This is a genomic window from endosymbiont of Galathealinum brachiosum, from assembly GCA_003349885.1.
Taxonomy (GTDB): domain Bacteria; phylum Pseudomonadota; class Gammaproteobacteria; order SZUA-229; family SZUA-229; genus SZUA-229.
In genome coordinates this window covers 873,035-894,861 of record QFXC01000011.1, presented here as the reverse complement: position 1 = coordinate 894,861, position 21,827 = coordinate 873,035, and the positions used below count along the sequence as shown (strand labels likewise).

24 protein-coding genes are annotated in these 21,827 nt (G+C 39.8%); 8 read left to right on the top strand and 16 right to left on the bottom strand.

Features of this window, described 5'->3' with window-relative positions:
- Complete coding sequence (locus tag DIZ80_12575) at positions 1–333, bottom strand: hypothetical protein (GenBank protein ID RDH83086.1); 333 nt, start codon at positions 331–333, stop codon at positions 1–3.
- A gap of 28 nt (positions 334–361) precedes the next feature.
- Positions 362–592: a hypothetical protein gene (locus tag DIZ80_12570; GenBank protein RDH83085.1), complete on the bottom strand. Its 231-nt coding sequence runs from the start codon at positions 590–592 to the stop codon at positions 362–364.
- 131 nt (positions 593–723) lie between these two features.
- On the opposite strand from DIZ80_12570, the gene DIZ80_12565 reads away from it, so the two are divergent.
- On the top strand, positions 724–1,518 hold the full coding sequence (locus DIZ80_12565; GenBank protein ID RDH83173.1) for a DUF2797 domain-containing protein: 795 nt from the start codon (positions 724–726) through the stop codon (positions 1,516–1,518).
- A gap of 84 nt (positions 1,519–1,602) precedes the next feature.
- On the opposite strand, the gene DIZ80_12560 is transcribed toward DIZ80_12565, so the two are convergent.
- From DIZ80_12560 to DIZ80_12550, 3 genes are read right to left on the bottom strand one after another with little or no spacing between them, the layout of a single operon-like run.
- A complete protein-coding gene (locus DIZ80_12560; GenBank protein RDH83084.1) occupies positions 1,603–2,046 on the bottom strand; it encodes a hypothetical protein in 444 nt (147 codons plus the stop codon).
- Position 2,047: 1 nt separating this feature from the next.
- Positions 2,048–2,329 carry a hypothetical protein gene (locus DIZ80_12555; protein ID RDH83083.1) on the bottom strand — a complete coding sequence of 94 codons (282 nt, stop codon included), beginning with the start codon at positions 2,327–2,329 and terminating at the stop codon, positions 2,048–2,050.
- Between the two features lie 17 nt (positions 2,330–2,346).
- Complete coding sequence (locus tag DIZ80_12550; protein RDH83082.1) at positions 2,347–2,682, bottom strand: hypothetical protein; 336 nt, start codon at positions 2,680–2,682, stop codon at positions 2,347–2,349.
- Positions 2,683–2,782: 100 nt separating this feature from the next.
- Here DIZ80_12550 and metG point away from each other — a divergent pair, with 100 nt between their 5' ends.
- The gene (gene metG, locus DIZ80_12545; GenBank protein ID RDH83081.1) at positions 2,783–4,828 is read left to right on the top strand and encodes a methionine--tRNA ligase; all 2,046 of its coding nucleotides are present in this window, start codon (positions 2,783–2,785) and stop codon (positions 4,826–4,828) included.
- A 138-nt stretch (positions 4,829–4,966) separates the two neighbouring features.
- Here the strand turns inward: metG and DIZ80_12540 are convergent, their stop codons facing one another.
- The 4 genes from DIZ80_12540 to DIZ80_12525 all read right to left on the bottom strand — a co-directional run bounded on the left by DIZ80_12540 (position 4,967) and on the right by DIZ80_12525 (position 9,010).
- A complete protein-coding gene (locus tag DIZ80_12540) occupies positions 4,967–6,037 on the bottom strand; it encodes a hypothetical protein (GenBank protein ID RDH83080.1) in 1,071 nt (356 codons plus the stop codon).
- Positions 6,027–7,127 (bottom strand): HlyD family secretion protein, encoded by a 1,101-nt coding sequence (locus DIZ80_12535; protein ID RDH83079.1) that lies wholly within the window; start codon positions 7,125–7,127, stop codon positions 6,027–6,029. The genes DIZ80_12540 and DIZ80_12535 overlap by 11 nt, the downstream gene beginning before the upstream one ends.
- An 82-nt stretch (positions 7,128–7,209) precedes the next feature.
- A complete protein-coding gene (locus DIZ80_12530) occupies positions 7,210–8,280 on the bottom strand; it encodes an AI-2E family transporter (GenBank protein RDH83078.1) in 1,071 nt (356 codons plus the stop codon).
- Between the two features lie 61 nt (positions 8,281–8,341).
- Positions 8,342–9,010, bottom strand: a complete 669-nt coding sequence (locus DIZ80_12525) for a transporter (GenBank protein ID RDH83077.1) — start codon at positions 9,008–9,010, stop codon at positions 8,342–8,344.
- Between the two features lie 204 nt (positions 9,011–9,214).
- Between DIZ80_12525 and DIZ80_12520 the strand changes: the two genes are divergently transcribed.
- Positions 9,215–10,858, top strand: coding sequence for a mechanosensitive ion channel family protein (locus DIZ80_12520; GenBank protein RDH83076.1), 1,644 nt, complete (start codon positions 9,215–9,217; stop codon positions 10,856–10,858).
- Between the two features lie 196 nt (positions 10,859–11,054).
- Here the strand turns inward: DIZ80_12520 and rho are convergent, their stop codons facing one another.
- Positions 11,055–12,314: a transcription termination factor Rho gene (gene rho / locus DIZ80_12515; protein RDH83075.1), complete on the bottom strand. Its 1,260-nt coding sequence runs from the start codon at positions 12,312–12,314 to the stop codon at positions 11,055–11,057.
- 251 nt (positions 12,315–12,565) lie between these two features.
- Complete coding sequence (locus DIZ80_12510) at positions 12,566–12,889, bottom strand: thiol reductase thioredoxin (GenBank protein RDH83074.1); 324 nt, start codon at positions 12,887–12,889, stop codon at positions 12,566–12,568.
- 171 nt (positions 12,890–13,060) lie between these two features.
- Here DIZ80_12510 and DIZ80_12505 point away from each other — a divergent pair, with 171 nt between their 5' ends.
- Together DIZ80_12505 and DIZ80_12500 are read left to right on the top strand one after the other, a co-directional pair.
- Positions 13,061–14,404: an ATP-dependent RNA helicase RhlB gene (locus DIZ80_12505; GenBank protein RDH83073.1), complete on the top strand. Its 1,344-nt coding sequence runs from the start codon at positions 13,061–13,063 to the stop codon at positions 14,402–14,404.
- 120 nt (positions 14,405–14,524) lie between these two features.
- The gene (locus DIZ80_12500; GenBank protein ID RDH83172.1) at positions 14,525–15,310 is read left to right on the top strand and encodes a hypothetical protein; all 786 of its coding nucleotides are present in this window, start codon (positions 14,525–14,527) and stop codon (positions 15,308–15,310) included.
- Between the two features lie 12 nt (positions 15,311–15,322).
- Here the strand turns inward: DIZ80_12500 and DIZ80_12495 are convergent, their stop codons facing one another.
- The gene (locus DIZ80_12495; protein RDH83072.1) at positions 15,323–15,733 is read right to left on the bottom strand and encodes a hypothetical protein; all 411 of its coding nucleotides are present in this window, start codon (positions 15,731–15,733) and stop codon (positions 15,323–15,325) included.
- 68 nt (positions 15,734–15,801) lie between these two features.
- Here DIZ80_12495 and DIZ80_12490 point away from each other — a divergent pair, with 68 nt between their 5' ends.
- Positions 15,802–16,497, top strand: a complete 696-nt coding sequence (locus tag DIZ80_12490; protein ID RDH83071.1) for a DsbA family protein — start codon at positions 15,802–15,804, stop codon at positions 16,495–16,497.
- A gap of 66 nt (positions 16,498–16,563) precedes the next feature.
- Positions 16,564–17,112: a TIGR02444 family protein gene (locus DIZ80_12485; protein ID RDH83070.1), complete on the top strand. Its 549-nt coding sequence runs from the start codon at positions 16,564–16,566 to the stop codon at positions 17,110–17,112.
- 57 nt (positions 17,113–17,169) lie between these two features.
- Here DIZ80_12485 and DIZ80_12480 read toward each other — a convergent pair whose 3' ends face one another.
- Positions 17,170–17,763 carry a hypothetical protein gene (locus tag DIZ80_12480; GenBank protein ID RDH83069.1) on the bottom strand — a complete coding sequence of 198 codons (594 nt, stop codon included), beginning with the start codon at positions 17,761–17,763 and terminating at the stop codon, positions 17,170–17,172.
- Between the two features lie 69 nt (positions 17,764–17,832).
- Here DIZ80_12480 and DIZ80_12475 point away from each other — a divergent pair, with 69 nt between their 5' ends.
- Positions 17,833–18,528 (top strand): hypothetical protein, encoded by a 696-nt coding sequence (locus DIZ80_12475; GenBank protein ID RDH83068.1) that lies wholly within the window; start codon positions 17,833–17,835, stop codon positions 18,526–18,528.
- On the opposite strand, the gene DIZ80_12470 is transcribed toward DIZ80_12475, so the two are convergent.
- From DIZ80_12470 to DIZ80_12460, 3 genes are read right to left on the bottom strand one after another with little or no spacing between them, the layout of a single operon-like run.
- Entirely contained in the window at positions 18,515–18,892 is a 378-nt protein-coding gene (locus DIZ80_12470; protein ID RDH83067.1) for a diacylglycerol kinase, read from the bottom strand. The two genes, DIZ80_12475 and DIZ80_12470, sit on opposite strands and share 14 nt — an antisense overlap.
- Positions 18,893–18,904: 12 nt before the next feature.
- A complete protein-coding gene (locus DIZ80_12465) occupies positions 18,905–20,359 on the bottom strand; it encodes an aminomethyl-transferring glycine dehydrogenase subunit GcvPB (GenBank protein RDH83066.1) in 1,455 nt (484 codons plus the stop codon).
- 11 nt (positions 20,360–20,370) lie between these two features.
- The gene (locus DIZ80_12460) at positions 20,371–21,729 is read right to left on the bottom strand and encodes an aminomethyl-transferring glycine dehydrogenase subunit GcvPA (protein ID RDH83065.1); all 1,359 of its coding nucleotides are present in this window, start codon (positions 21,727–21,729) and stop codon (positions 20,371–20,373) included.
- Positions 21,730–21,827: the final 98 nt, after the last annotated feature.

Below are 21,827 nucleotides of genomic sequence, written 5' to 3'. Positions count from 1 at the left end.
TTAAGATTTATCAGGTGGATAAATATCCCACTCAACCAGATAGTCCGGATTCGTAATAATAGCATCCGACTCTGACAGTTTATAATCACCAGGTTTGGCTTCCAGGTAGTGATCAAGATCCGGCGGTATACTAAAATCTTCTTGCGTATCCGCTCGCTTCACCACCAGCCCTTCATCATTATTTATTCTAACTATTGGCCCAAAAAACTGCTCAAACGCTTCCAGATCACCAAAATCATTCATACAGGTAAGACTAACCAGCACCGTTTTGCCAATCATCTTTTCTGCCTGTTTCGGATCAAAAACACAACCCGCAAATATTTTTTCACTCATAAAATGCCTTCATATTAATTAAATGACTTTATCGTTCAAGAACAGCAATAGCACTTTCTAATGCTAATCGTAGTTCTTTTGCCTGATCTATTGTCATTGCGTAATAACGACTAATTTCTGCATCTTCAACTGTTTGTTCTGGCGATGAGATAAAATGAGGCCTGAACACCACCAGCTTATGATCCTCTATCGGCCCCACATCCCAGTTAGCAATGGGGTATATGTTTTCATTGTCCTGCTCTGACATAATCATTCTCATTAATTAATGCTCAGTGCTTATTATAAAACACCTTAGATCTATATTGGTTAAATTTCTGCCTATGTTAATATCCATCTTTTCTATAAACAGTCAGATCTTGTCATATGAAATACACCGGTAACATTCAAAAAATGCAAACTCAGTTAAATGATACTGTGCAATATCACCTGCCCATTGGTGATGATCTGGTTGATATGAATGCCCTGATAGGAAAAGAAATATGCTTTAATTATCAAGGCGAAATCAACTGTGTTGCCTGTGGAAGAAAAACAAAGAAAAGCTTTAGCCAGGGTTTTTGCTACCCCTGTTTTCAATCTCTTGCCCAGTGTGACATGTGCATTATGAAACCGGAAAAATGCCACTATGACGAAGGCACCTGCAGAGAGCCTGAATGGGGAGAACAATTCTGTTTTAAAGACCACTATGTTTATCTGGCTAATTCTTCCGGCCTAAAAGTTGGCATTACCCGAGGCACACAAATACCTACACGCTGGATGGATCAGGGTGCAACACAAGCTATGCCTATTTTTAAAGTTAAGAACCGCTTAACCTCCGGCCTGGTCGAAGTTATTTTTAAAAACCATGTAGCAGACAAAACCAGTTGGCAAAAAATGCTAAAGGGTGAAGCCGACAAAGTCGATATGCAAGCCAGACGTGATGAGTTATATGCTTTAAGTAAGAACGCACTTGATGAGCTATCAGACACCTTGGATAATGACTCAATCGAATTTTTAGATAAGGAATCGGTTATCGATATCAAATTCCCTGTCAATAAATACCCTGAAAAAGTTAAGTCATTTAATTTTGATAAAACCCCAGAAATTAACGGTGTTCTAAATGGCATTAAAGGCCAATATTTAATTTTAGAAAACGGGGTTTTGAACATGCGTAAGTTTGGTGGTTACAACTTAACACTGGAAGTTTAAGCTGGTTTGAATTTTTGTCCCCCCCCGGGAAACCGAAAAAACTTATTACACACTTAACCTGACTAACTCACACCGATTACCTGCTTATACTTCGTCTGGCGGATACAAATACGCTTTGAATAGATAATTTATCATCAACAATATCAATGCTACTACCTGCCCAGCCCCGATCAATATAACAGGGATACCCATTATTGCAGCATCTTTCTCATGCGACTCAAACCCCAGGCTGAAGACACTAAGCAAACCATACACAAACAGTGTCTCAATAATAGCGGCAATAAAAGCCATCTGCATAAAAGAGCCAATACGTCTGATCCAGTTCTGTTTACATAACTCGGGGTAAGCTTTTTTCAACAAAAAAAGCACTATGAGAATCAGGCTCAATGCGAATAATTGAGATATTGGAAACAAAGGAATAAATAGAATAAAAGGAAGACAGAACAGACAAATCAATATCGTGTTCAGTTTAATAAAACGTTGTTGATAAGAATGATATTTAGAAATTTCAGAGGTCATCTGTTCCACGCTATTTTTGATGAACTTCCCCCGATTCACGCTCACCCATTTCAAATCCATGATGATAGGCTTTATGCCACTCCATTATCTGTTCACCCTGATAAATATCAGGCGCATCCAGAGTTAAAGTACTTAACTTTTCCACAAAACCATTTTTTATAAAATAAGCAACAACACCGTTTGCATATCCCCGGTTATACCAGAGCTGTGCATCAGACGGATTTTCACTATAATCCGCTGTTTCATTATAAAGTTTTTCAACCAGGCCCGCTAATTTATCAATCACACTCATAATCTAAACTCTAATAATCAACCAAGTAATTCTTCAAGAGATGAGCCATCAGCCCCATCCCCCATTTCAACAATCAACGTCTGATGCAACGGCATACTCTCTGACTGAATATGAGGCAGTAGCTGCTCAGTCAGATCAATCACCATCATCAAACCTCTTTGCCCACCGTCGTCTGTTGTCGTTTTTGCCTGCTCAACCATCGACTCAATATATGCTCGCAGTGATTCCAGGCGCTGAATAACCGTCATTTGCTGAAATTCAGGGGTAAATGTCAGATGCAGTTCACGCAAATCAGGCTTAGGGTCATGTACCGATATATTAAAAGGCACAGTCGGGTAGATGGATGCACTCATATAAACACTCAAAAACACTATTGGATGGCAATTATATATGAAAAAAAATGCCAGAAATGCTATTTTACGCGCCTGAGATTTAATCTAATTACGAGACCCCATGAGCACACAACGCAAAATCCTAATCACCAGCGCACTGCCCTATGCCAATGGCCCGATTCACCTAGGTCATCTGGTTGAATATATACAGACTGATATCTGGGCTCGCTTTCAGAAAATGCGTGGTCACGAGTGCCATTACGTCTGTGCCGATGATGCTCATGGCACACCCATCATGTTACGTGCCCGACAGGATGGCATTACTCCCGAGCAACTGATTGCAGATGTAAGCCGGGATCATCAGGCTGATTTTTCAGACTTTCTAATTGGCTTTGATAACTATCACAGCACGCATTCAGATGAAAACAAAGAACTGTCACAAAGCATTTACCGCACATTACGTGACGATGGCCATATAACAGCACGCACAATCTCTCAGGCATATGACCCTGAAGCCAATATGTTTCTGCCTGATCGTTTTATCAAAGGCACCTGTCCAAAGTGTGGAGCTGAGGATCAGTATGGCGATAATTGCGAGGTTTGCGGTGCAACTTACGATACAACCGACCTGAAAAAACCTTACTCGGTTGTCTCAGGTGCAACCCCTATAAAAAAAGATACTGAACATTTTTTCTTTAAGTTAGGTGATTTTGAAACCATGCTTCAGGAATGGACTACTGCCGGTCATGTTCAGTCTGAAATTGCCAACAAGTTAAAAGAGTGGTTTGAGTCTGGACTAAAAGACTGGGACATTACCCGTGATGCACCTTACTGGGGTTTTGAAATCCCGGATTCTACAGATAAGTTTTTCTATGTCTGGTTAGACGCACCGATTGGTTATATGGCCAGCTTTAAAAATCTTTGTGATAAAACTGATCTTGATTTCGATGAGTTCTGGAAGTCTGAAGACAAAACAGAGTTATACCATTTCATTGGTAAAGACATTGCTTACTTCCATACACTATTCTGGCCGGCAGTATTAAAAGGTTCTGGTTATCGCACTCCTACTAAAGTTTTCTGTCACGGCTTCCTGACGGTTGATGGTGCTAAAATGTCCAAGTCACGTGGCACATTTATAAAAGCCCGCACTTATCTTGATAATTTAAAACCAGAATACCTGCGTTATTACTATGCAGCAAAACTTTCATCAGGTGTTGATGATATCGACTTAAATTTAGAAGATTTTCAACAACGGGTTAACACAGACCTTGTTGGCAAGTTTGTAAACATAGCATCACGTGTTGCCAGCTTCATTAAAAAGAATAATGATGGCATGTTATCAGGTACGCTACCTGCTCCTGAGTTACACCAACAAATGATAGATGCTGGTGATTTAATTGCTCAGCATTTTGAAGACAGAAAATACAGTCAGGCAACTCGCGAAATCATGGCATTAGCCGATAAAGCAAATGAATACATTGCTGACGAAGAACCCTGGGCTAAAAACAAACAGGAAGGCATGGAACAACAGGTACATGATATCTGTACGCAGGGCATTAATATGTTCCGTATTTTGTGCATTTATTTAAAACCCATGTTACCTGAAGTAGTTAAACAGGCTGAAGACTTTTTAAACAGTGGCGAATTGAGCTGGAATGATTTAGATAAACCACTGCTTAACCACAGCATTAATAAATTCAAACCATTAATGCAACGGGTCGAAAAAGAAGCGTTAGATAAAATAATTGATGCTTCTAAAGAAGATATAAAAGCAGCGTCTCAAAAAACACCCGCTAAAAAATCTACAAAGGATGTAGACGTGTCAAATGAACCAATAGCCGATGAAATTGAATTTGATGATTTTGCCAAAATTGATTTACGTATTGCACGCATAGTAAAAGCAGAACACGTAGAAAAAGCGGATAAACTTTTACAACTGACACTGGATATTGGAGGTGAAACACGTAATGTATTTGCGGGCATTAAATCAGCCTATGCGCCTGAAGATCTGGAAGGGAAACTGACCGTAATGGTAGCCAACCTTAAACCTCGCAAGATGCGTTTTGGTATGTCTGAAGGCATGGTATTAGCGGCTGGCCCTGGCGGGAAAGATTTATGGATATTAAATCCTGATGATGGCGCTCAGCCAGGCATGAAAGTAAAATAACAAAAAACACAATTTCTAAATCAATGTTTTTCTACAACTGTTCGTCAGCTAAAGCTAACTCCTACAAGTACAATATTTTCTGTAGGAGTCAGCCAACTCTATCCATATGGGCTGGCAAAGGGATATAAAAACATCAATTCAAACAACATTATTTTCAGTTTTATCGACTGGCCAGTAACTTTCAAGTATTTTCAAACCCGTTGTTATATAAAACACTGCTAATGATATTAATGCTATTCTAATTAGCAGCAACTCTGAAAAGTTAGCCCCTTCACTCATACTTCCATTTATTAAAACAAACAATGCAATGATCGCGGATCCATAATACTTAGAATTTTCATGTCCAGAAAAAATATGATAACCAAAATACAGGGTTGTTAGAAAAACCAAAGCCACATAAAAATAGAATTCTGGCACAGCTACTATCAACCAGTAAAACACCCAGGCATATACCCCTCCCAACAAAGTTGATACCAATGACTTAATACCCGCTTCTTTACCCTGACTTAATTCAGGTTTTAAAATAAATATTGATGAGAAAATCATCACCAGAAGGTAGTCGCGCAAATTAAAAACAAAAAACAAACCAACTAAAGGCAATATTATTATTGTACTTTTCAATGCTGTTTTAGCTGCTATTTTTGAATAAACAGGCTGAAATGTTATTGGTTTATAAAATACCGCAGAATGCGGATCCGGTATTATAAAATGCGCAACCCATACCATAATAATGGTTATCCAGGCCGTGATAACGAAACCAAACGATATCCCCATTGACAGGCCTTCATTAATATTGCCCATCATCGATAAAAGCAAAATACCAATAAAGCTCATCAGCGTAAACCAGAGAGAGCCACCACGATTTAAATAGTAATAAAGATGAAACATAACCAGAGCCAGCAAAATTAAAAACATAGCCGGAAATTTGAGAAAATAAATAGCAAAGACCAGACCTAAGCCAAAAGCGAGTAAGGTTTGCTTCATATTTCTGAAACCCATTCTAAGACTTAGAACAGGTAATGGTGTAGACAATAAAAAAGATACCAATACTGGTAATAAAAATGATAACGGCCAGTTAATTGCATACGCAAGTGTAGCGGATAATGTAACTCCAACTGCAAAGCGTAACATTCTTACCTGCGTTTGATCCTGACTAAAACTATTCCACCAGGATCGAATGCTACCCTTATTGACTAACTCAGTAGACATAAGAGAAAAGACTCAATACCCGCATCCAAACCCAGCCTAAAGGATTAATAACCCAGTTGTTTCCTGTATATACCAGTACATCCGCCTGACCACCTAAACGACGTAGTCCTTTTAAACGCTCATCATTATCAAAACTAATAATCACCGGAAAACGTTGCGCTTCTCGTAACCAGCCACTCTTGCCTTTTACTGTTGCAAGATCACCCACATTTCCTGTTTTACCATTATTTACAGCAAAGCCGATAGTGCTTACTGTTCCACTGAATACTTCACCTGGTGCAACATCCAGTAATATTTCTACTGAATCACCTGGCTTCATATTTGCCAAATTGTTTTCACGAAAATCCGCCTGTATCCAGACATTATTAAATTCAATAAATGTCATTACAGGTGCACCGGTATTAGCGTAATACCCAACATCAATCAGCAGGTTTGTAATTCCACCGAATGAGGGCGCTACAATTTTTGTACGACTTAAATTTAACTGGGCAATTTTTAGATCTGAAAGTGCTGCACGAATTCGCGGATTTTCGTTACCCTTTTTACCCAGCGCCTGTTTTTCCTTTTCTAAGTTTGCCTTAGCACTATCCAACTGTGCATACGCATTTTTTACCGCTGCTCTAGCTTTATCTCCATCTGATTGAGATAACACCTGCTCCTTCTCTAGTTCAAATACTCTGGCGCTTTGAGTTTTAATATGATTCAGATTTGTTTCAGCTTCTACCAGTTTAGCCTGCGCAGTTGAAACTAATGCTGTTCTTGCTCCTGTTTCCTGACCCGCTAATTCGAGCGCCGTTTCAGCCACTTCAACCGCTAGCTCATAATCACTAGCATCAATACTTAACAATAAATCTCCAGGCTGCACCACCTGATCTTTTTTAATGTTTATATCAACTATTTTCCCTGATACTTCCGGCACGACTGGAATAATAAAAGCCTGTACTCTTGCCTGATCGGTCCAGGGTGAAATTCGATCAGCTGCGATATACCAGACAAATAAAGCCATAACAACATAAAGCATATAGCGTGTAACTTTTCTAACCGGATCTAGCTCTTGCGTATCTGAAGTTACTGACTTTTCTTCTGACATTTTTAAACCTCAGCTATTTTATATTTCATCATTAACGAATAATCACATCGAAAATAATATTATTTATTGAAGATGTTTCGAATTAAGTTTCTTCGGCGACAATTTTTTCATCATTCAGCCAGGCCATAAACAGTTCATAACCTAAAGCCAGAACTATTGCGCCAACAAATAAACCAATAATCCCAGATAACATCATGCCTCCAATTGCACCCAACAGTATAACCAGCATGGGTGTATCCATTCCTCTACCCAGAAATAAAGGCTTTAAAAATCCGTCACTGGCACTAATTAATATACAGTAAATAAGAAATATAATGGCTGGTGTACTTTCAGCTACAGAGAAAACATACGCTGATACAAAAGCCAGTACTAAAATAGGGGGTAACTGGGCAATCGCCGCAACCAGTACAAAAAACGTCCATAAACCCCAACCAGGCACACCCATAACTATCATGCCCAACGCAGATAATACCGCCTGTATCATCGCTACTCCTAATACCCCCTGAGCAACACTACGAATAGTTAACTTGGATAAATCTGCATAATCCTTACCCTGCTCATTAGTAGTCAGGCGAGAAAATATTTTTATCGTCACCTCATACGCACCTGTAGCATTGGCAAGAAATATACCAGAGATAATAATAGATAAAACAAACTGTAATACGCCGCCACCTACACCTGCAGCAATCCCCACAACTGCCTCACCTATTTTCTTTAACTGTGATTCATATGTTTTTATAGATTTTTCAAGATCTTTAGATGCGAGAGACCATGCGTTATACAGTTTTTCACCCACTAACGGCCATTCTTTTACACTTTCATTTGCTGCTGGTATCTCTAATGCACCTTGCTGATACCGTTCAGTAATGGCAGCTGATGTATCGATAATTGAATTTGAGATCATTACACTTGGCGTAATTAAAATAGTCAGTGCTATGACAGTGTAAATAATTGAAGCAAGTTTATTTCTACCACCTACGCCTGATTTCAATTTGATAAATAAAGGATAGATAGCAACCGCAATAATCAAACCCCAGACTACGGGCACAACAAATGGTTTTATTATTTCAAAACACCAGACTGCCAGCATAAACAGTAAACCTAAACGGATTGCCGCCTCTATGGCATTACTCGTAAATTCATTTGATCTCATTTCTTATCCTTAATATTTTATGTTTTTTTCTACACAATGCTACTTCCCTTTAATAAAGGAATTACTCTTTATCTGCCTGTACAGCAGAAATTTTCACACCAATCAAACTTGCCACTAAAATAGCCATATAAAACACCCCAACTATCGCTTCCATATAAACCAGAAAACGAGCAACAGGCGCTACCGGGCTAATATCACCGTAACCAAGAGTTGTCAGGGTAACAAAACTATAATAAGCAACATCAGCGAAATTATCATACCAGACCACATGCTGAAGACCATTAAATGCGCCTGGTATTGCCTGAGCTATAAATAAATAAAACATAGTCCAGATCAACCCCATTAACAAATAAATACAGATCGCACCAATAATTTTATTACCATCTATTGGCCCGGTAAATAATACCTGCCTTGCAGCCAGCCAGGTAACCCAGGAATAGAAAGTAGTTAAAAAAAACAAATGCAGATAACTCAGTCCAGCGATATCAAGCAACACGTTCAGGACAACCACAACAAGAACTAAAGCAGCAAAACCTAACCCCGTATGAAACCATACTTTCGACGTTTTAAACCCAGCAACACCTGCTGCCAGTGTTATTACAGTCACGGCCTGGATAATATGATGACCAATATTATTTGGAAACTGATCGACAAGCGCTCCAGCCAATAGAAGAAATACCAGCGATATGACTAAATAGAGAAAATTGTTTTTTTCAGTAACAGCATTCATATAATTATTCGCAGATTTACATGTTATTCATTTAATTCTAAATAACTGACTTTCTTGTTCAGTTATTGATATTTGGACATCATGCTATCATATATAAGCCTTTCCGATAAATATCTACAAAACCTCGGAAGCATTTATTATATATTCATTTACTGAAACTATAATATACTCCATATCTATCACTTCACTTTAAGATTTCATAACATGATAAAATCACTGAGCGCTGTTTTTACCTTCATATGTCTTTTATTACCCGCCACTGCCTACTCGGTCGAAACTAATTCCATATCAATAAAAGACCTTGCTGACAAACAACAGGCAAATGAAGATGTCATTAACGAACTAACTGAAGAGCCCGGCGCCGGCCCCTATGATGAATACAACCGCTCAACACCTAGATCCAGCCTGCTTGGTCTTGCTAAAGCCATACGCAGTAAAGACTTTGATCTTGCAGTCAATTATCTGGACTTAAGAAATCTGCCGTTTTCAGATAATCAAAAAAATACTAAATTAACAGGACCGGCTCTGGCTGAAAAACTATCTATCGTTGCCAAACGGGCTATGTCAATTGATATACAAGAATTAAGCACCCTTCCGTTAGGTCACAAAGAAGATGGTTTACCTGGCTATCGAGATCGAATTACTACGTTAATGACTAAAGATGGGCCTGTAGATATTCTTATGCAACGTGTTCCGCGTGGTGATGGCATATCCATCTGGAAAATATCCAATGCAACAGTAGCAATAATTCCAGAATTAAATAAAGAGTTTGGCTATGGAGTAATAGGCGAAACACTATCTCAAATTATACCTGGTTATGTCATCGCTGGCATTGAGTTATGGCAACTCATACTTTTTACCTTTCTGGTGCTTATTGGGTTTGTTGTATCTTACTTATTTACATTCTTACTGATAAATATTTTACAAAGAAATCAAAAATTTAATAAAAGTAGATTGCTGAAATTTATAGTTGGTCCCCTGCGTTTATTAATAGTCGTCATCTTTGTCCGAACTACATTTGATTTAATTGCGCCCACAATAGTTATGCGTGCCGTCTCTGAAACAAAGACCATACTCATACTGGCAATACTATGGGTACTGTTGGGGGTTGTAGACTTCATCATATACCGACTTGCCGATCGCATGCGCAATCGCGGTCAAAAAGACAGTGTTGTTTTATTGAAACCTGCATCAACCTCTTTAAAATTACTTCTTATTTTGATTGCATGTATTACATGGATAGATAATTTAGGTTTTGAAGTTACCGCACTATTAGCTGGATTAGGTGTTGGTGGCATTGCTATTGCACTTGCAGCACAAAAGTCATTAGAAGATTTGATTGGTGCTATTATTATTTATGTATCACACCCTGTACGCGTAGGTGATTTCTGTAAATTTGGCAACACCATTGGTACTGTTGAAGAAATTGGTTTACGAGCAACACAGTTACGCACACTAGCTCGAAGCGTTGTGCATGTTCCCAATTCAAAATTTGCTTCAGGTGAAATAGAAAATTTAACTCAACGAGATAAAATCCTCTATCGTACTCGTTTACGTTTATCTTATGAAACAACTTCAGAACAGATAAAGCAGGTATTAGGTAAACTACGAGAGCTTATAGATAAGCATGAATATATAGACGAAAAAGATTCCAGAGTACGTTTTCTTGAATTTGGAGAATACGCACAGGAGCTTGAGCTGTATGTTTATATTAAAACACGGGATTTTTCTGAGTACCTTGCCCATCGTGAAGATGTGAATTTACAGGTTAGTGGTATTGTTGAATCTGCTGGTACTCAACTTGTTATTCAGGCTTTTGACCTGCAGAAAGATAAAGAGAAGAGTTAGGTTGCTTTTGATATTTTTATGAGAGCACTGCGTTTGCACATTGAGTGCAAACGGTCGTGTTCATCAAGGGAATTCGTTAGAAATTGCTTCGTAGATTTTTCGATTCGTATAAGCCATCCATGGCGCAGGCGCCAGCCCGGTTCCAGACCGGGCGTTAGTCACGCTGCGTTTGCACATTGAGTGCAAACGGTCGTGACTAACCCTTCTTCATTAGGTCGAAGAATTCTGTGTTGGTTTTTGTTGACGCAAGACGCTCTAGCATAAACTCAATTGCTGCAGTCTCATTCATTGGGTGTAATACTTTACGCAGTACCCACATCATTTGCAGCTCTTCCGGATCCGTCAGTTTTTCTTCACGACGTGTACCAGAACGGTTGATATTAATACCAGGGTAAATACGTTTTTCCGTAATCTTACGATCAAGGTGTATTTCAGAGTTACCTGTACCTTTGAATTCTTCGTAGATAACTTCGTCCATTTTTGAACCTGTATCTACTAGTGCTGTAGCAAGAATAGTAATACTTCCGCCTTCTTCAATATTACGTGCTGCACCAAAGAAACGTTTAGGACGATGTAATGCGTGGGCATCTACACCACCGGTTAGTACTTTACCGGATGAAGGGATTACCGTGTTATAAGCTCGAGCTAAACGCGTGATTGAGTCTAATAATATAACCACGTCTTTTTTATGCTCAGCTAAACGTTTGGCTTTTTCGATAACCATTTCGGCTACCTGTACATGACGACTGGCTGGCTCATCAAAGGTTGATGAAACCACTTCACCGCGCACCATGCGTTGCATTTCGGTTACTTCTTCAGGCCGCTCATCAATCAGTAACACAATTAGATAACATTCTGGATGATTAGCGGCTATTGACTGAGCAAGGTTGCTGAGCAACATTGTCTTACCGGCTTTTGGTGGCGAAACAATCAAACCACGCTGCCCTTTACCAATTGGTGAAACCAGATCAATAATACGACCGGTTATATCTTCTGAACTACCATTTCCACGCTCAAGACTTAGTCGCTGCTCAGGGTGTAATGGCGTTAAGTTTTCAAAAGCGATTTTATTTTTTGCATGTTCCGGTGGGTCAAAGTTGATGGTATCAACTTTAAGCATAGCGAAATAACGCTCGCTATCTTTTGGTGGTCTAATTTTACCTGCTAAAGTATCTCCGGTTCTTAAACCAAAACGTCTAATCTGACTTGGCGATACGTAAATGTCATCAGGGCCAGCCAGGTATGAACCTTCTGCCGATCTTAAAAAGCCAAAGCCATCCTGTAGTATTTCCAGAACACCATCACCAAATATATCCTCACCGCTTTTAGCGTGTGCTTTTAATATGGCAAATATAATGTCCTGTTTTTTAGCTCGGGCTAAATTATCCAGTTTCATGGATTGAGCTAGTTCAACAAGTTCAGATGGAGCTTTTTTCTTTAATTCAGATAGATTCATAGTTAGAATTTTTTTGAGAGATAGGGATTAGACGGAATATAGGTTAGTAAAATTTAATTTAGGTTTTTTAAATGACTTTATTTGACTTATATTATTAGGTTTTTATTCAGCCTTGATTAGGTCTGATTTTTGATCGCATTAAGGTCGGCTAAGAATTTGCCGGCTGCGATTAATTTACTTGCTGCGAACTTTACCACACAAAATCCGGAACGTCTACATTTAAGTAAACGCCCCGGATCTCTGAACAACCATTAGATATTACTATCTAAAAATGCAGTTAATTGTGATTTTGATAAAGCACCCACTTTAGTCGCTTCAACCTCACCATTTTTAAATAACATCAGTGTAGGGATACCACGAATACCAAATTTAGGCGGTGTTCCCGGGTTCTCGTCTATATTTAATTTTGTGATTTTCACTTTACCATCATAATCACCGGCTATTTCTTCAAGTATGGGGGCAATCATCTTGCATGGCCCACACCATTCAGCCCAGTAATCAACCAATACTGGCACATCAGAATTTAATACATCACTTTCAAAACTGTCATCAGATACATGAACGATCTCACTCACAGTGTTTAACCTCCGGGTTAGGATTCTCCATATCTATAGTATTTCTTGAATTATTATTAACCAAGCAGAGTCACTATATAGATGGGTTGTTTATTATATGTTTTCGGTAAAAACCATATTAGCTAATTTTACAGATTTGTACAGTCCGGCTGCATACTATATGCTAAGGCAATGAGCACACACTTAACTGATCAAAGATTTGATCAATATAAATTACCTGACTCACTTCTGCAAGGATTGAATCAGGCCGGATTTCAACAATGCACCCCTATTCAGGCCGATAGCCTTCCAATATCACTGGGTGGCGAGGATGTTGCAGGCGAAGCACAAACCGGAACAGGTAAAACCATTGCCTTTCTGGTTGCTGTTTACAATAAACTCTTAACAGAACAACCTCCTGAACATCGCAAGCCAAACCAGCCCCGTGCATTAATACTTGCACCAACCCGTGAACTGGCTATTCAGATTCACAAAGATGCGTTATTAATTGGAAAAAATACCGGTCTTAAACTGGCTTTAATATACGGTGGCACAGATTATGAAAAACAACAGCAGTCCATTACGGATGGCGTTGATATTCTTATTGGCACACCGGGTCGTCTGATCGATTTTTTCAAAAAACACGTATATAACCTGAAAATGGTGCAATCGCTTGTTTTAGATGAAGCTGATCGCATGTTTGACCTGGGCTTTATAAACGATATCCGTTATTTAATTCGTCGCTGCCCCGAGCCCCAGCATCGTCTGAGCATGTTATTTTCTGCAACCCTGTCTTTCCGGGTACAGGAACTGGCTTACGACCTGATGAACGCGCCAAAGCACATTAAGATAAAATCTGAAAACCGTACCGCCGATAAAATAGAAGAACGGGTTTATTACCCCGCAAACGATGAGAAAATTCGTCTTTTAATTGGTCTGATACTAAAAGAACAACCTACACGCAGCATCGTTTTTGTTAATACCAAACGAGTTGCTGAAAACATTAATGCCTGGCTAACAGGCAATGATATGCCACCAGCCATTCTATCCGGTGATGTGCCACAGAAAAAACGTCAGAGTCTGTTAAAAAAATTCCAGGACGGTGAAAGCACCATTCTTGTTGCAACCGATGTCGCCGCTCGTGGTTTACACATACCTGAAGTAAGCCATGTATTCAACTTCGACTTACCTCAAATGGCTGAAGATTATGTACACCGCATAGGAAGAACGGCTCGCGCCGGTGCGTCTGGCACGGCAATTAGTTTTGCCTGTGAAGACTATGCACATTATCTTCCGGAAATTGAAGAGTACATAAAGCATTCAATTCCAAATGAAGGTGTATCCAGCGAACTACTGGTAGAGCTCAAACCTAGAGCTAAAGTTGAACGATATGGCGGCAACAATAAACACGGCCATAGACCTGGTAACCGGTCTGGTAATCGAAATCAGCAGGGAAACCGACACCATAATCGGAACCATAGCAAACATAAGTCGCATAATTCACACCAGTCCAAGAAGGCTACTTCTGACAATTAAACGGTCTGGTTCTAAACTATATTTTCATACACCCATCGCGATCTAAAGATCGCTCCTACAGGAGCAGATTAACAAACTTTAGATTGCGATCGGGGCCTCAAAATCACCGTTAATATGATAATCGAAACCTCTCTCTACTTATTATTAGGCTCAGTTGTAGGTGTACTTGCCGGCCTGTTAGGTGTAGGTGGTGGCCTGATAATCGTACCCATGCTTGCCGCTATTTTTATCCACCAGGGCATGCCTGACGACATTATCATGCATATGGCTTTAGGCACATCTCTAGCCAGTATTCTCTTCACTTCTATTTCATCCGTTTACAGTCACCATCAACATCAGGCAGTCAACTGGAGTCGGGCAGCTAAACTCACACCTGCTATTCTTCTGGGCGCATGGTTCGGTGGGCTATTTGCCGGTATTTTAAGTAGTGATATTTTAAAACCTGTATTTGCACTTTTTGAATTAAGTGTTGCGGCATATATGCTCTGGGGTATCAAAGCGAGCAGCCACAATGAATCTCCCTCTTTATTTAATTTTAATATTAGCGGAGGTGTTATCGGATTTATTTCATCCATTGTCGGTATTGGTGGCGGCAGCATGACTGTGCCCTGGTTAATGTGGCATGGCAGCAGCATACATAAAGCCATTGCAACGTCTGCGGCTGTCGGTTTTCCTATCGCAATAGGCGGCGCGATAAGTTATCTGTATACAGGCTGGAGCCATACCCAGCTTCCACAATATTCAGCTGGATTCATTTACCTTCCTGCACTTGTTAGCATAAGCCTGAGCAGTGTTTTATTTGCCCCACTGGGAGCCAGTCTTGCACATAAACTTGAGGTAAAGAAACTGAAACGTGTTTTTGCATTACTGTTGATAGGGCTGGCGATATATTTATTTTCGAGTTAGAAATAAACTGACTTATTTAACCGCTTTACCCACATCTTTTAGTGTCGGGGCTGGGGCCTGTTTCTTCATCCCGGACTGATAACGTAAAGGGTATAGCACTTCAGTCAGTTTAATCGCAGCATTAATATACAACTGCTTGGGATATCGATTGCAATGACGCTGTAACCAGCCCTGTGTTTCAGCAAAATCTGACTCACCTAAAATATTGTAGGTATTCGGCATAATGACATTAAATGCCGTCAGATACCCAATAGTCCAGTCAATAAAATAATCCTGTTTTTTACCCGTTTTCATTGACTCCAGATATGCCTTGCAGCTCTCCCCTCCAGCACCATAAACCGCATAAGCACCTTCAAAATCTCTGGCTATAGCTTGTTGATTAAACATCAATAAAGTAAAACAGGCGATTAATAAGCGCTTCATAATTTTTCCGTGAATTGACTAACTACCCAGAGTTTAGACTGTGAAGCTGCATAGTTCGAGTTTGATTTATGATAATAATCAGACTATTGTCTAATTATACAGACCAAACAGGTTGCCCCATGAAGAAACCAGAGTTAAAAATCTCTATACTCAGTGATTATATCTGCCCTTTCTGCTTTATCGGACACCTGAGACTTAAGGCACTTCGTGAAATTTATGATTTAAAAATTAACTGGTGCTTTATCGAGATACACCCGGAAACCCCACAGGAAGGTCATTCAGTAAAAATGCTGAATTATGAACAGGAAACCTGGGATGAAATGACCAGAAACCTTCTTCAACTTGCAGATGATGAAGGCATTAAATTGCACGAACAAACCATGACCACAAACTCACGAAAAGCCTTATTACTCAGCGAGGCAGTTAAACCGTTGGGAGCCGATGTTTTTTATCCGTTACACGAGCAGTTATTCAGCGCATATTTCATTGAAGGCAAAAATATTGGTGATGAATCGGTACTTAGGGACATAGCCAGACAAAACAATATTCCTGAAAACCTGGTTAATCAGGCATGGAGCGATAAACACACCAATGGGCCACCCGACTCCGTACCGGGCAGCCTGTTGCGTTATTTACAGTACGCGGGGGCTATACAGGCGAAAAGCGTGCCCACCTTTGTTTTTGATGACCAGATGCTTAATGGCGTAGTTAGCAAAGAAAAACTACTTCAGGTTGCCAGTGATTTGTCTCAAAAGAATAGTTAAATACCGTGAAATAACCGTTAATCTGAACTAGGATTAATTTATATTAATTTTCAAAAAAACTAATTTATGGATTTCCCAAATAGCGAACTCTGGACCTATTCCACACAAATCTGGACATTGCCTGAAGTTGAGACAATTTGCCTGGAATTACAAAACAACTACGATGCCAACATAAATATGTTGCTGTATTGCTGCTGGGTGGGCGACAAAAACCTGAATCTGAACGATGATGATTTACAGACACTACTGGACGCTGTTCAGCCCTGGCAAATCATTATTAAACCCCTTCGAGACTCGCGAAAAATGATGCAGCAGCATCTAATCGCTATGCCTGCTGAGATGGTGGATCAAACAGTTAGCAATATGAGCGAAATGGAGTTAAATGCCGAGCATATGACCCAGCTTGCGCTTGAAAAAGCACTTAAACCTGAAAAAATTTCACCCTGTGAGAGTATGGGTAGCATTGAATGCAGCTTCAGCAACATAAAAGCTTATATAAATTCACTCGATAGCATCTCATCGGTTAATGAAATCATGCCACAAATCGGTCAGTTACTAACGGCTATCTTTCAGGATGAAGAAGCAGTACAAATGGCAATGATGAGTAATGCATAAAAAAGCCGCCTCTTCCATCAGGAAAGGCGGCTTTTTAAATACAAACTACAGTTATATTTAGTCTTCTTCTACACCGAGCATTGCATCTTTTAACTCTTCCGTCACAGGCTCTTCACCCAGCCAGACAGATAGTAACGCTCGATTGAAGTCATCACCCTCAATTACACCTTTATTCTCACCCTTAATTATCACCCTCGTGCCTTTCTGAGGAAGGTAATCAAGCAATACGACATCGCCAGAGTGCAGATCAGAAAACATTCCATTAAACTTTTCAAGACGATCTTTCAGTGCTGAAAAGACTGAACTTTCTACATTATCCTCAAAACCTTCTAACCAGGCATTAACCAGTTTTTTCTTTTCCACTTCATCATAAAGAAAGTGCATGACTATTCGATTGGCTTTATCTGACTTTAAAATTTTATTCGCACTCTTCTGCTTTTCAGGCAAATACAGAGCACCTACATAAATTTTAAAAAAGAATTTATAACGAATTCCCGCACCATTTAATACCAGCGCTTTATCAATGCCATCTACTGATATCTGATCATCCAGCTTTACATCAGCTATCTCAAGGGCAGACAGATTTGCGTTTAACATAAATAACAAAGAAAAGCCTAAAATGGCCTGATACAAGCGTGCTGACGTTTTCATATGAGAATATCCTGTAATTTGATGTAAAAACACTATACTCCAGAGTAACCTTCTTTCACAGAATAAATCATGCTTAGTTCTGAAGATAAAAAACACCTGCGTTTATTTATCATATACATACTGATATCAGTTGTCTCTTTCACCCTGTTAACAATTATCCATTCATGGATAACCTTTAGCGAAATCCATATCGTTAATTTTGTAATACCCACGTTTGCCAGTACCGTTGTTGGTTTTGTTTTCGCGCGAAATAAAATACTCCAGAGTAAATTAATTAAACTCGCCATTACAGATAAACTGACCGGTGCCTCAAACCGTCTATATTTCGATAGACGTCTGCGACAGGAAATAGACAGAGCAAAACGCTATAAACAGCATTTCTCAATTATTTACCTTGATATAGATTATTTTAAACGAGTCAACGATCGGCATGGACATGGTATAGGCGATGAGGCACTAAAAGATTTTTCACTTATTGCTAGCAATATAAATCGTGATTCAGATGTTTTTGCCCGTTTTGGTGGAGAAGAATTTATCATTCTCGCCAGTATGACCGATAAAAAATCAGCTTACAGCTTATACCTGCGCATAAAAGAAGCCATTGAAAAACATGAATTTAAACAGGTCAAAAACATAACCTTTAGCGCTGGAATTACAGAGTTTGATTTAACAAAAGACAACGCCGACCGAATTCTGGAGCGTGCGGATAAGGCGCTTTATGAAGCAAAAGAAAAGGGAAGAAATCAGGCCATTATTGCTGAATAAAAATTTGCCAGAGCATTAAACACCAGATCACAGTCATATAGATAAGCGCTAAAAAAACCGCAGCAGACGCCATATCTTTTGCTCTGCCACTCAATTCATGCAGCTCACCACCAAAACGATCAACCACCGCTTCTATTGCTGAATTTAATATTTCTACAATCATGACCAGAAGCACACTGCTAATCATTAACGCCATTTGAACAACATTATCAGCAAGCCAGATCGCTACAGGAATTAACACAGTAGCTAAAAGCAACTCCTGACGAAATGCAGCTTCATTTTGATACGCCGCTTTAATACCCTGCCATGAAAAACCGATGGCTTTAATGATTCGAGTTAAACCAGTATTACCACTATCAGCCATGATTACCCTTCATTAATCTTTATCAGCAGACCAGGCCAGATCTAACTGCTTAGCCGCACGCACTTCATCCAGTCTGTTAACCGGCATTGTATATGGCGCATTATGTAACATATCTGCATCCACTTCGGCTTCCTGCTGAATTTGTACCAGCGCCTCTACAAAACCATCCAGCATTTCTTTCGCTTCAGATTCCGTTGGTTCAATTAACAAACACTCTGGTACCAGCAATGGAAAATAAGTTGTTGGTGCGTGATAGCCTAAATCCAGCAAACGCTTGGCAAAGTCCATCGCACTAACATTAAGCTCTTTAGCCTGTTTTTTCAGCGTAATTATAAATTCATGTGATGCATAACGATCAGGAATTGCAGCTTCAAAACCACGTGCTTTTAACTGGGTCATCATGTAGTTAGCGTTAAGCGTAGCGAATTCACCCACTCGACGCATACCTTCTGCACCCAATAAGCGCATATAAATATATGCACGTAATAACACACCCGCATTACCCATAAAAGCAGACATACGACCGATACTTTGCGGACAATCTTTTTCCGTTAACCAGCGATAAGTATCACCTTCTTTTTCCACCACCGGCAGAGGCATAAAAGGTTTTAAACGCTCAGCTACACCAATTGCACCTGAACCGGGTCCACCACCACCGTGTGGGGTTGAAAATGTTTTATGCAGATTCGAGTGAATAACATCAAAGCCCATATCTCCTGGACGAATTTTACCCAGAATAGCATTCAGGTTAGCGCCATCGTAATAAAGCAAACCACCAGCGTCGTGAACCAGTTTTGCAATTTCTTCTATTCTACGCTCAAACACGCCTAGCGTAGATGGATTGGTTAACATCAGACCCGCTGTTTGTGGACCAACGGCTGCTTTTAACGCATCCACATCCACATCACCACTGGCCAGTGTTGGAATTTCTTTTACTGTAAAACCACACATAGTTGCTGTTGCTGGATTGGTACCGTGAGCTGCATCCGGCACTAAAATTTCTTTACGTTCAGTATCACCATTTGCATCATGATACGCACGAATCATTGCAACACCGGCAAACTCACCCTGTGCACCCGCCATAGGAGTTAAAGAAAAACCAGCCATACCAGTTACATCACATAACATTTCCTGTAACTCATGCATGCAGGCCATAAAACCCTGCGAGTTTTGATCAGGCGCTAACGGGTGACGTGACAGAAAGCCGGGCAACATAGCCAGTGAATTACACACACGTGGGTTATGTTTCATAGTGCAGGAACCCAGCGGATAAAAATGCGTATCGATGCTAAAGTTTTTCTGCGACAAAGAAGTGTAATGTCGCACCGCCTGCATTTCTGAAACTTCAGGCAAACCGGGAGTTTGCTCTCTTAAAAACTCTGCAGGAATATCAGTAGGTACAGCATTACCTGATGTTGACTGAATTTTAGTTTTTCGGCCTTTAGCTGAGTGTTCAAAAATTAACATAATAATTCTACCTATTTAAGTGCTTCAGCTAAAGCAGCAGCAAATATTTCAATATCTTCTGCAACACGTAATTCGGTTGCACAAACTAAAATACAATTTTCTAATTCTTTATAATCATCAGACAAATCATAACCTGCCAGAATATTCTGATCGGCCAGTTTATTTAAAACGTCTTTTGATGATTTATTCAAACGTAAAACTACTTCATGAAAACGTGGCTGATCAAAAACAACATCCACACCATCAATCGCCGTTAATTTTTCTACCATTAACTGCGTATTTTGGTGACAACTTATCGCCGTTTGTTTTAAACCCTCAGGGCCGAGCAAGCTCATGTGAATTGTTGAAGCCGTTACAACCAACCCCTGATTAGTGCAAATATTTGAAGTCGCTTTTGATCGACGAATATGTTGCTCACGCGCCTGCAGTGTTAACACAAAACCTTCACGACCTTCCTGATCTACTGTACGACCAACGATACGCCCTGGCATTTGCCTTACAAAAGATTTTTTACAGCACATAAATCCATAATACGGTCCACCCGATGACATAGGCGCACCCAAAGGCTGACCATCACCAACGGCAATGTCTGCACCCGACTGCCCCCACTGACCCGGCGGTTTTAATAACGCTAGACTTAATGGATTAACGACAGCAATAACAAGAATATTATTCTCATGTGCCCAGTTAGTAATCGCATCTACATCTTCCAGAGTACCGAAGAAGTTAGGTTGCGAGATAACCACAGCAGTAATATCTTCACCTGTAAATGCTTCAAGCGCACTCATTGATGTTTTGCTGGTTGTGCTATCAAAAGCCACATCAATCAATTCAATATTCTGATGTTTAACAATGGTATTAGTTACCATTGTATACGTTGGATTTAACGAACGTGGCACCAGAATTTTTCGTGATTTAGATTTGCGATTTGAACGCACCGCCATTAACACCGCTTCAGATACGGCAGATGCACCGTCATATAAAGAGGCATTCGACACATCCATACCGGTTAATGCCGCCATCATGCTCTGATATTCATAGGTTAACTGCAACGTGCCCTGTGAAGCTTCTGCCTGATAAGGTGTATAGGCAGTATAATATTCACCGCGAGTCGTAATTTGCCATACTGCTGCAGGAATATGATGATCATATGCACCCGCCCCCATAAAACAAAGCGGCTGTCCGTCTTCTGCTGCACGATTTTGCATTAAACGATTAATGCTCATTTCATTTAAGCCTGCAGGCACTTTTTCCAGCGCATCAATTTTTAAATGTGTGGGAATTTCATCAAATAAATTATCAATACTGTCTACACCTATGACAGACAGCATTTCTTTTATTTCATCTTCGGTATGGGGTACAAATGGCATTTTAAATCACTACTTTAATTAATAGATATTTCCGCCACAAAGACACAGGGTACACGGAGTTTTATTTTGTATTTCGTTACACGAAATACAAATATATT

Bases quoted from the DNA above. Each gene is read 5' to 3' on its own strand.
- DIZ80_12575 (RDH83086.1), bottom strand. From the start codon at position 333: ATGAGTGAAAAAATATTTGCGGGTTGTGTTTTTGATCCGAAACAGGCA.
- DIZ80_12570 (RDH83085.1), bottom strand. From the start codon at position 592: ATGAGAATGATTATGTCAGAGCAGGACAATGAAAACATATACCCCATT.
- DIZ80_12565 (RDH83173.1), top strand. From the start codon at position 724: ATGCAAACTCAGTTAAATGATACTGTGCAATATCACCTGCCCATTGGT.
- DIZ80_12555 (RDH83083.1), bottom strand. From the start codon at position 2,329: ATGAGTGTGATTGATAAATTAGCGGGCCTGGTTGAAAAACTTTATAAT.
- DIZ80_12550 (RDH83082.1), bottom strand. From the start codon at position 2,682: ATGAGTGCATCCATCTACCCGACTGTGCCTTTTAATATATCGGTACAT.
- metG (RDH83081.1), top strand. From the start codon at position 2,783: ATGAGCACACAACGCAAAATCCTAATCACCAGCGCACTGCCCTATGCC.
- DIZ80_12540 (RDH83080.1), bottom strand. From the start codon at position 6,037: ATGTCTACTGAGTTAGTCAATAAGGGTAGCATTCGATCCTGGTGGAAT.
- DIZ80_12535 (RDH83079.1), bottom strand. From the start codon at position 7,127: ATGTCAGAAGAAAAGTCAGTAACTTCAGATACGCAAGAGCTAGATCCG.
- DIZ80_12530 (RDH83078.1), bottom strand. From the start codon at position 8,280: ATGAGATCAAATGAATTTACGAGTAATGCCATAGAGGCGGCAATCCGT.
- DIZ80_12525 (RDH83077.1), bottom strand. From the start codon at position 9,010: ATGAATGCTGTTACTGAAAAAAACAATTTTCTCTATTTAGTCATATCG.
- DIZ80_12520 (RDH83076.1), top strand. From the start codon at position 9,215: ATGATAAAATCACTGAGCGCTGTTTTTACCTTCATATGTCTTTTATTA.
- rho (RDH83075.1), bottom strand. From the start codon at position 12,314: ATGAATCTATCTGAATTAAAGAAAAAAGCTCCATCTGAACTTGTTGAA.
- DIZ80_12505 (RDH83073.1), top strand. From the start codon at position 13,061: ATGAGCACACACTTAACTGATCAAAGATTTGATCAATATAAATTACCT.
- DIZ80_12495 (RDH83072.1), bottom strand. From the start codon at position 15,733: ATGAAGCGCTTATTAATCGCCTGTTTTACTTTATTGATGTTTAATCAA.
- DIZ80_12490 (RDH83071.1), top strand. From the start codon at position 15,802: ATGATAATAATCAGACTATTGTCTAATTATACAGACCAAACAGGTTGC.
- DIZ80_12485 (RDH83070.1), top strand. From the start codon at position 16,564: ATGGATTTCCCAAATAGCGAACTCTGGACCTATTCCACACAAATCTGG.
- DIZ80_12480 (RDH83069.1), bottom strand. From the start codon at position 17,763: ATGAAAACGTCAGCACGCTTGTATCAGGCCATTTTAGGCTTTTCTTTG.
- DIZ80_12475 (RDH83068.1), top strand. From the start codon at position 17,833: ATGCTTAGTTCTGAAGATAAAAAACACCTGCGTTTATTTATCATATAC.
- DIZ80_12470 (RDH83067.1), bottom strand. From the start codon at position 18,892: ATGGCTGATAGTGGTAATACTGGTTTAACTCGAATCATTAAAGCCATC.
- DIZ80_12465 (RDH83066.1), bottom strand. From the start codon at position 20,359: ATGTTAATTTTTGAACACTCAGCTAAAGGCCGAAAAACTAAAATTCAG.
- DIZ80_12460 (RDH83065.1), bottom strand. From the start codon at position 21,729: ATGCCATTTGTACCCCATACCGAAGATGAAATAAAAGAAATGCTGTCT.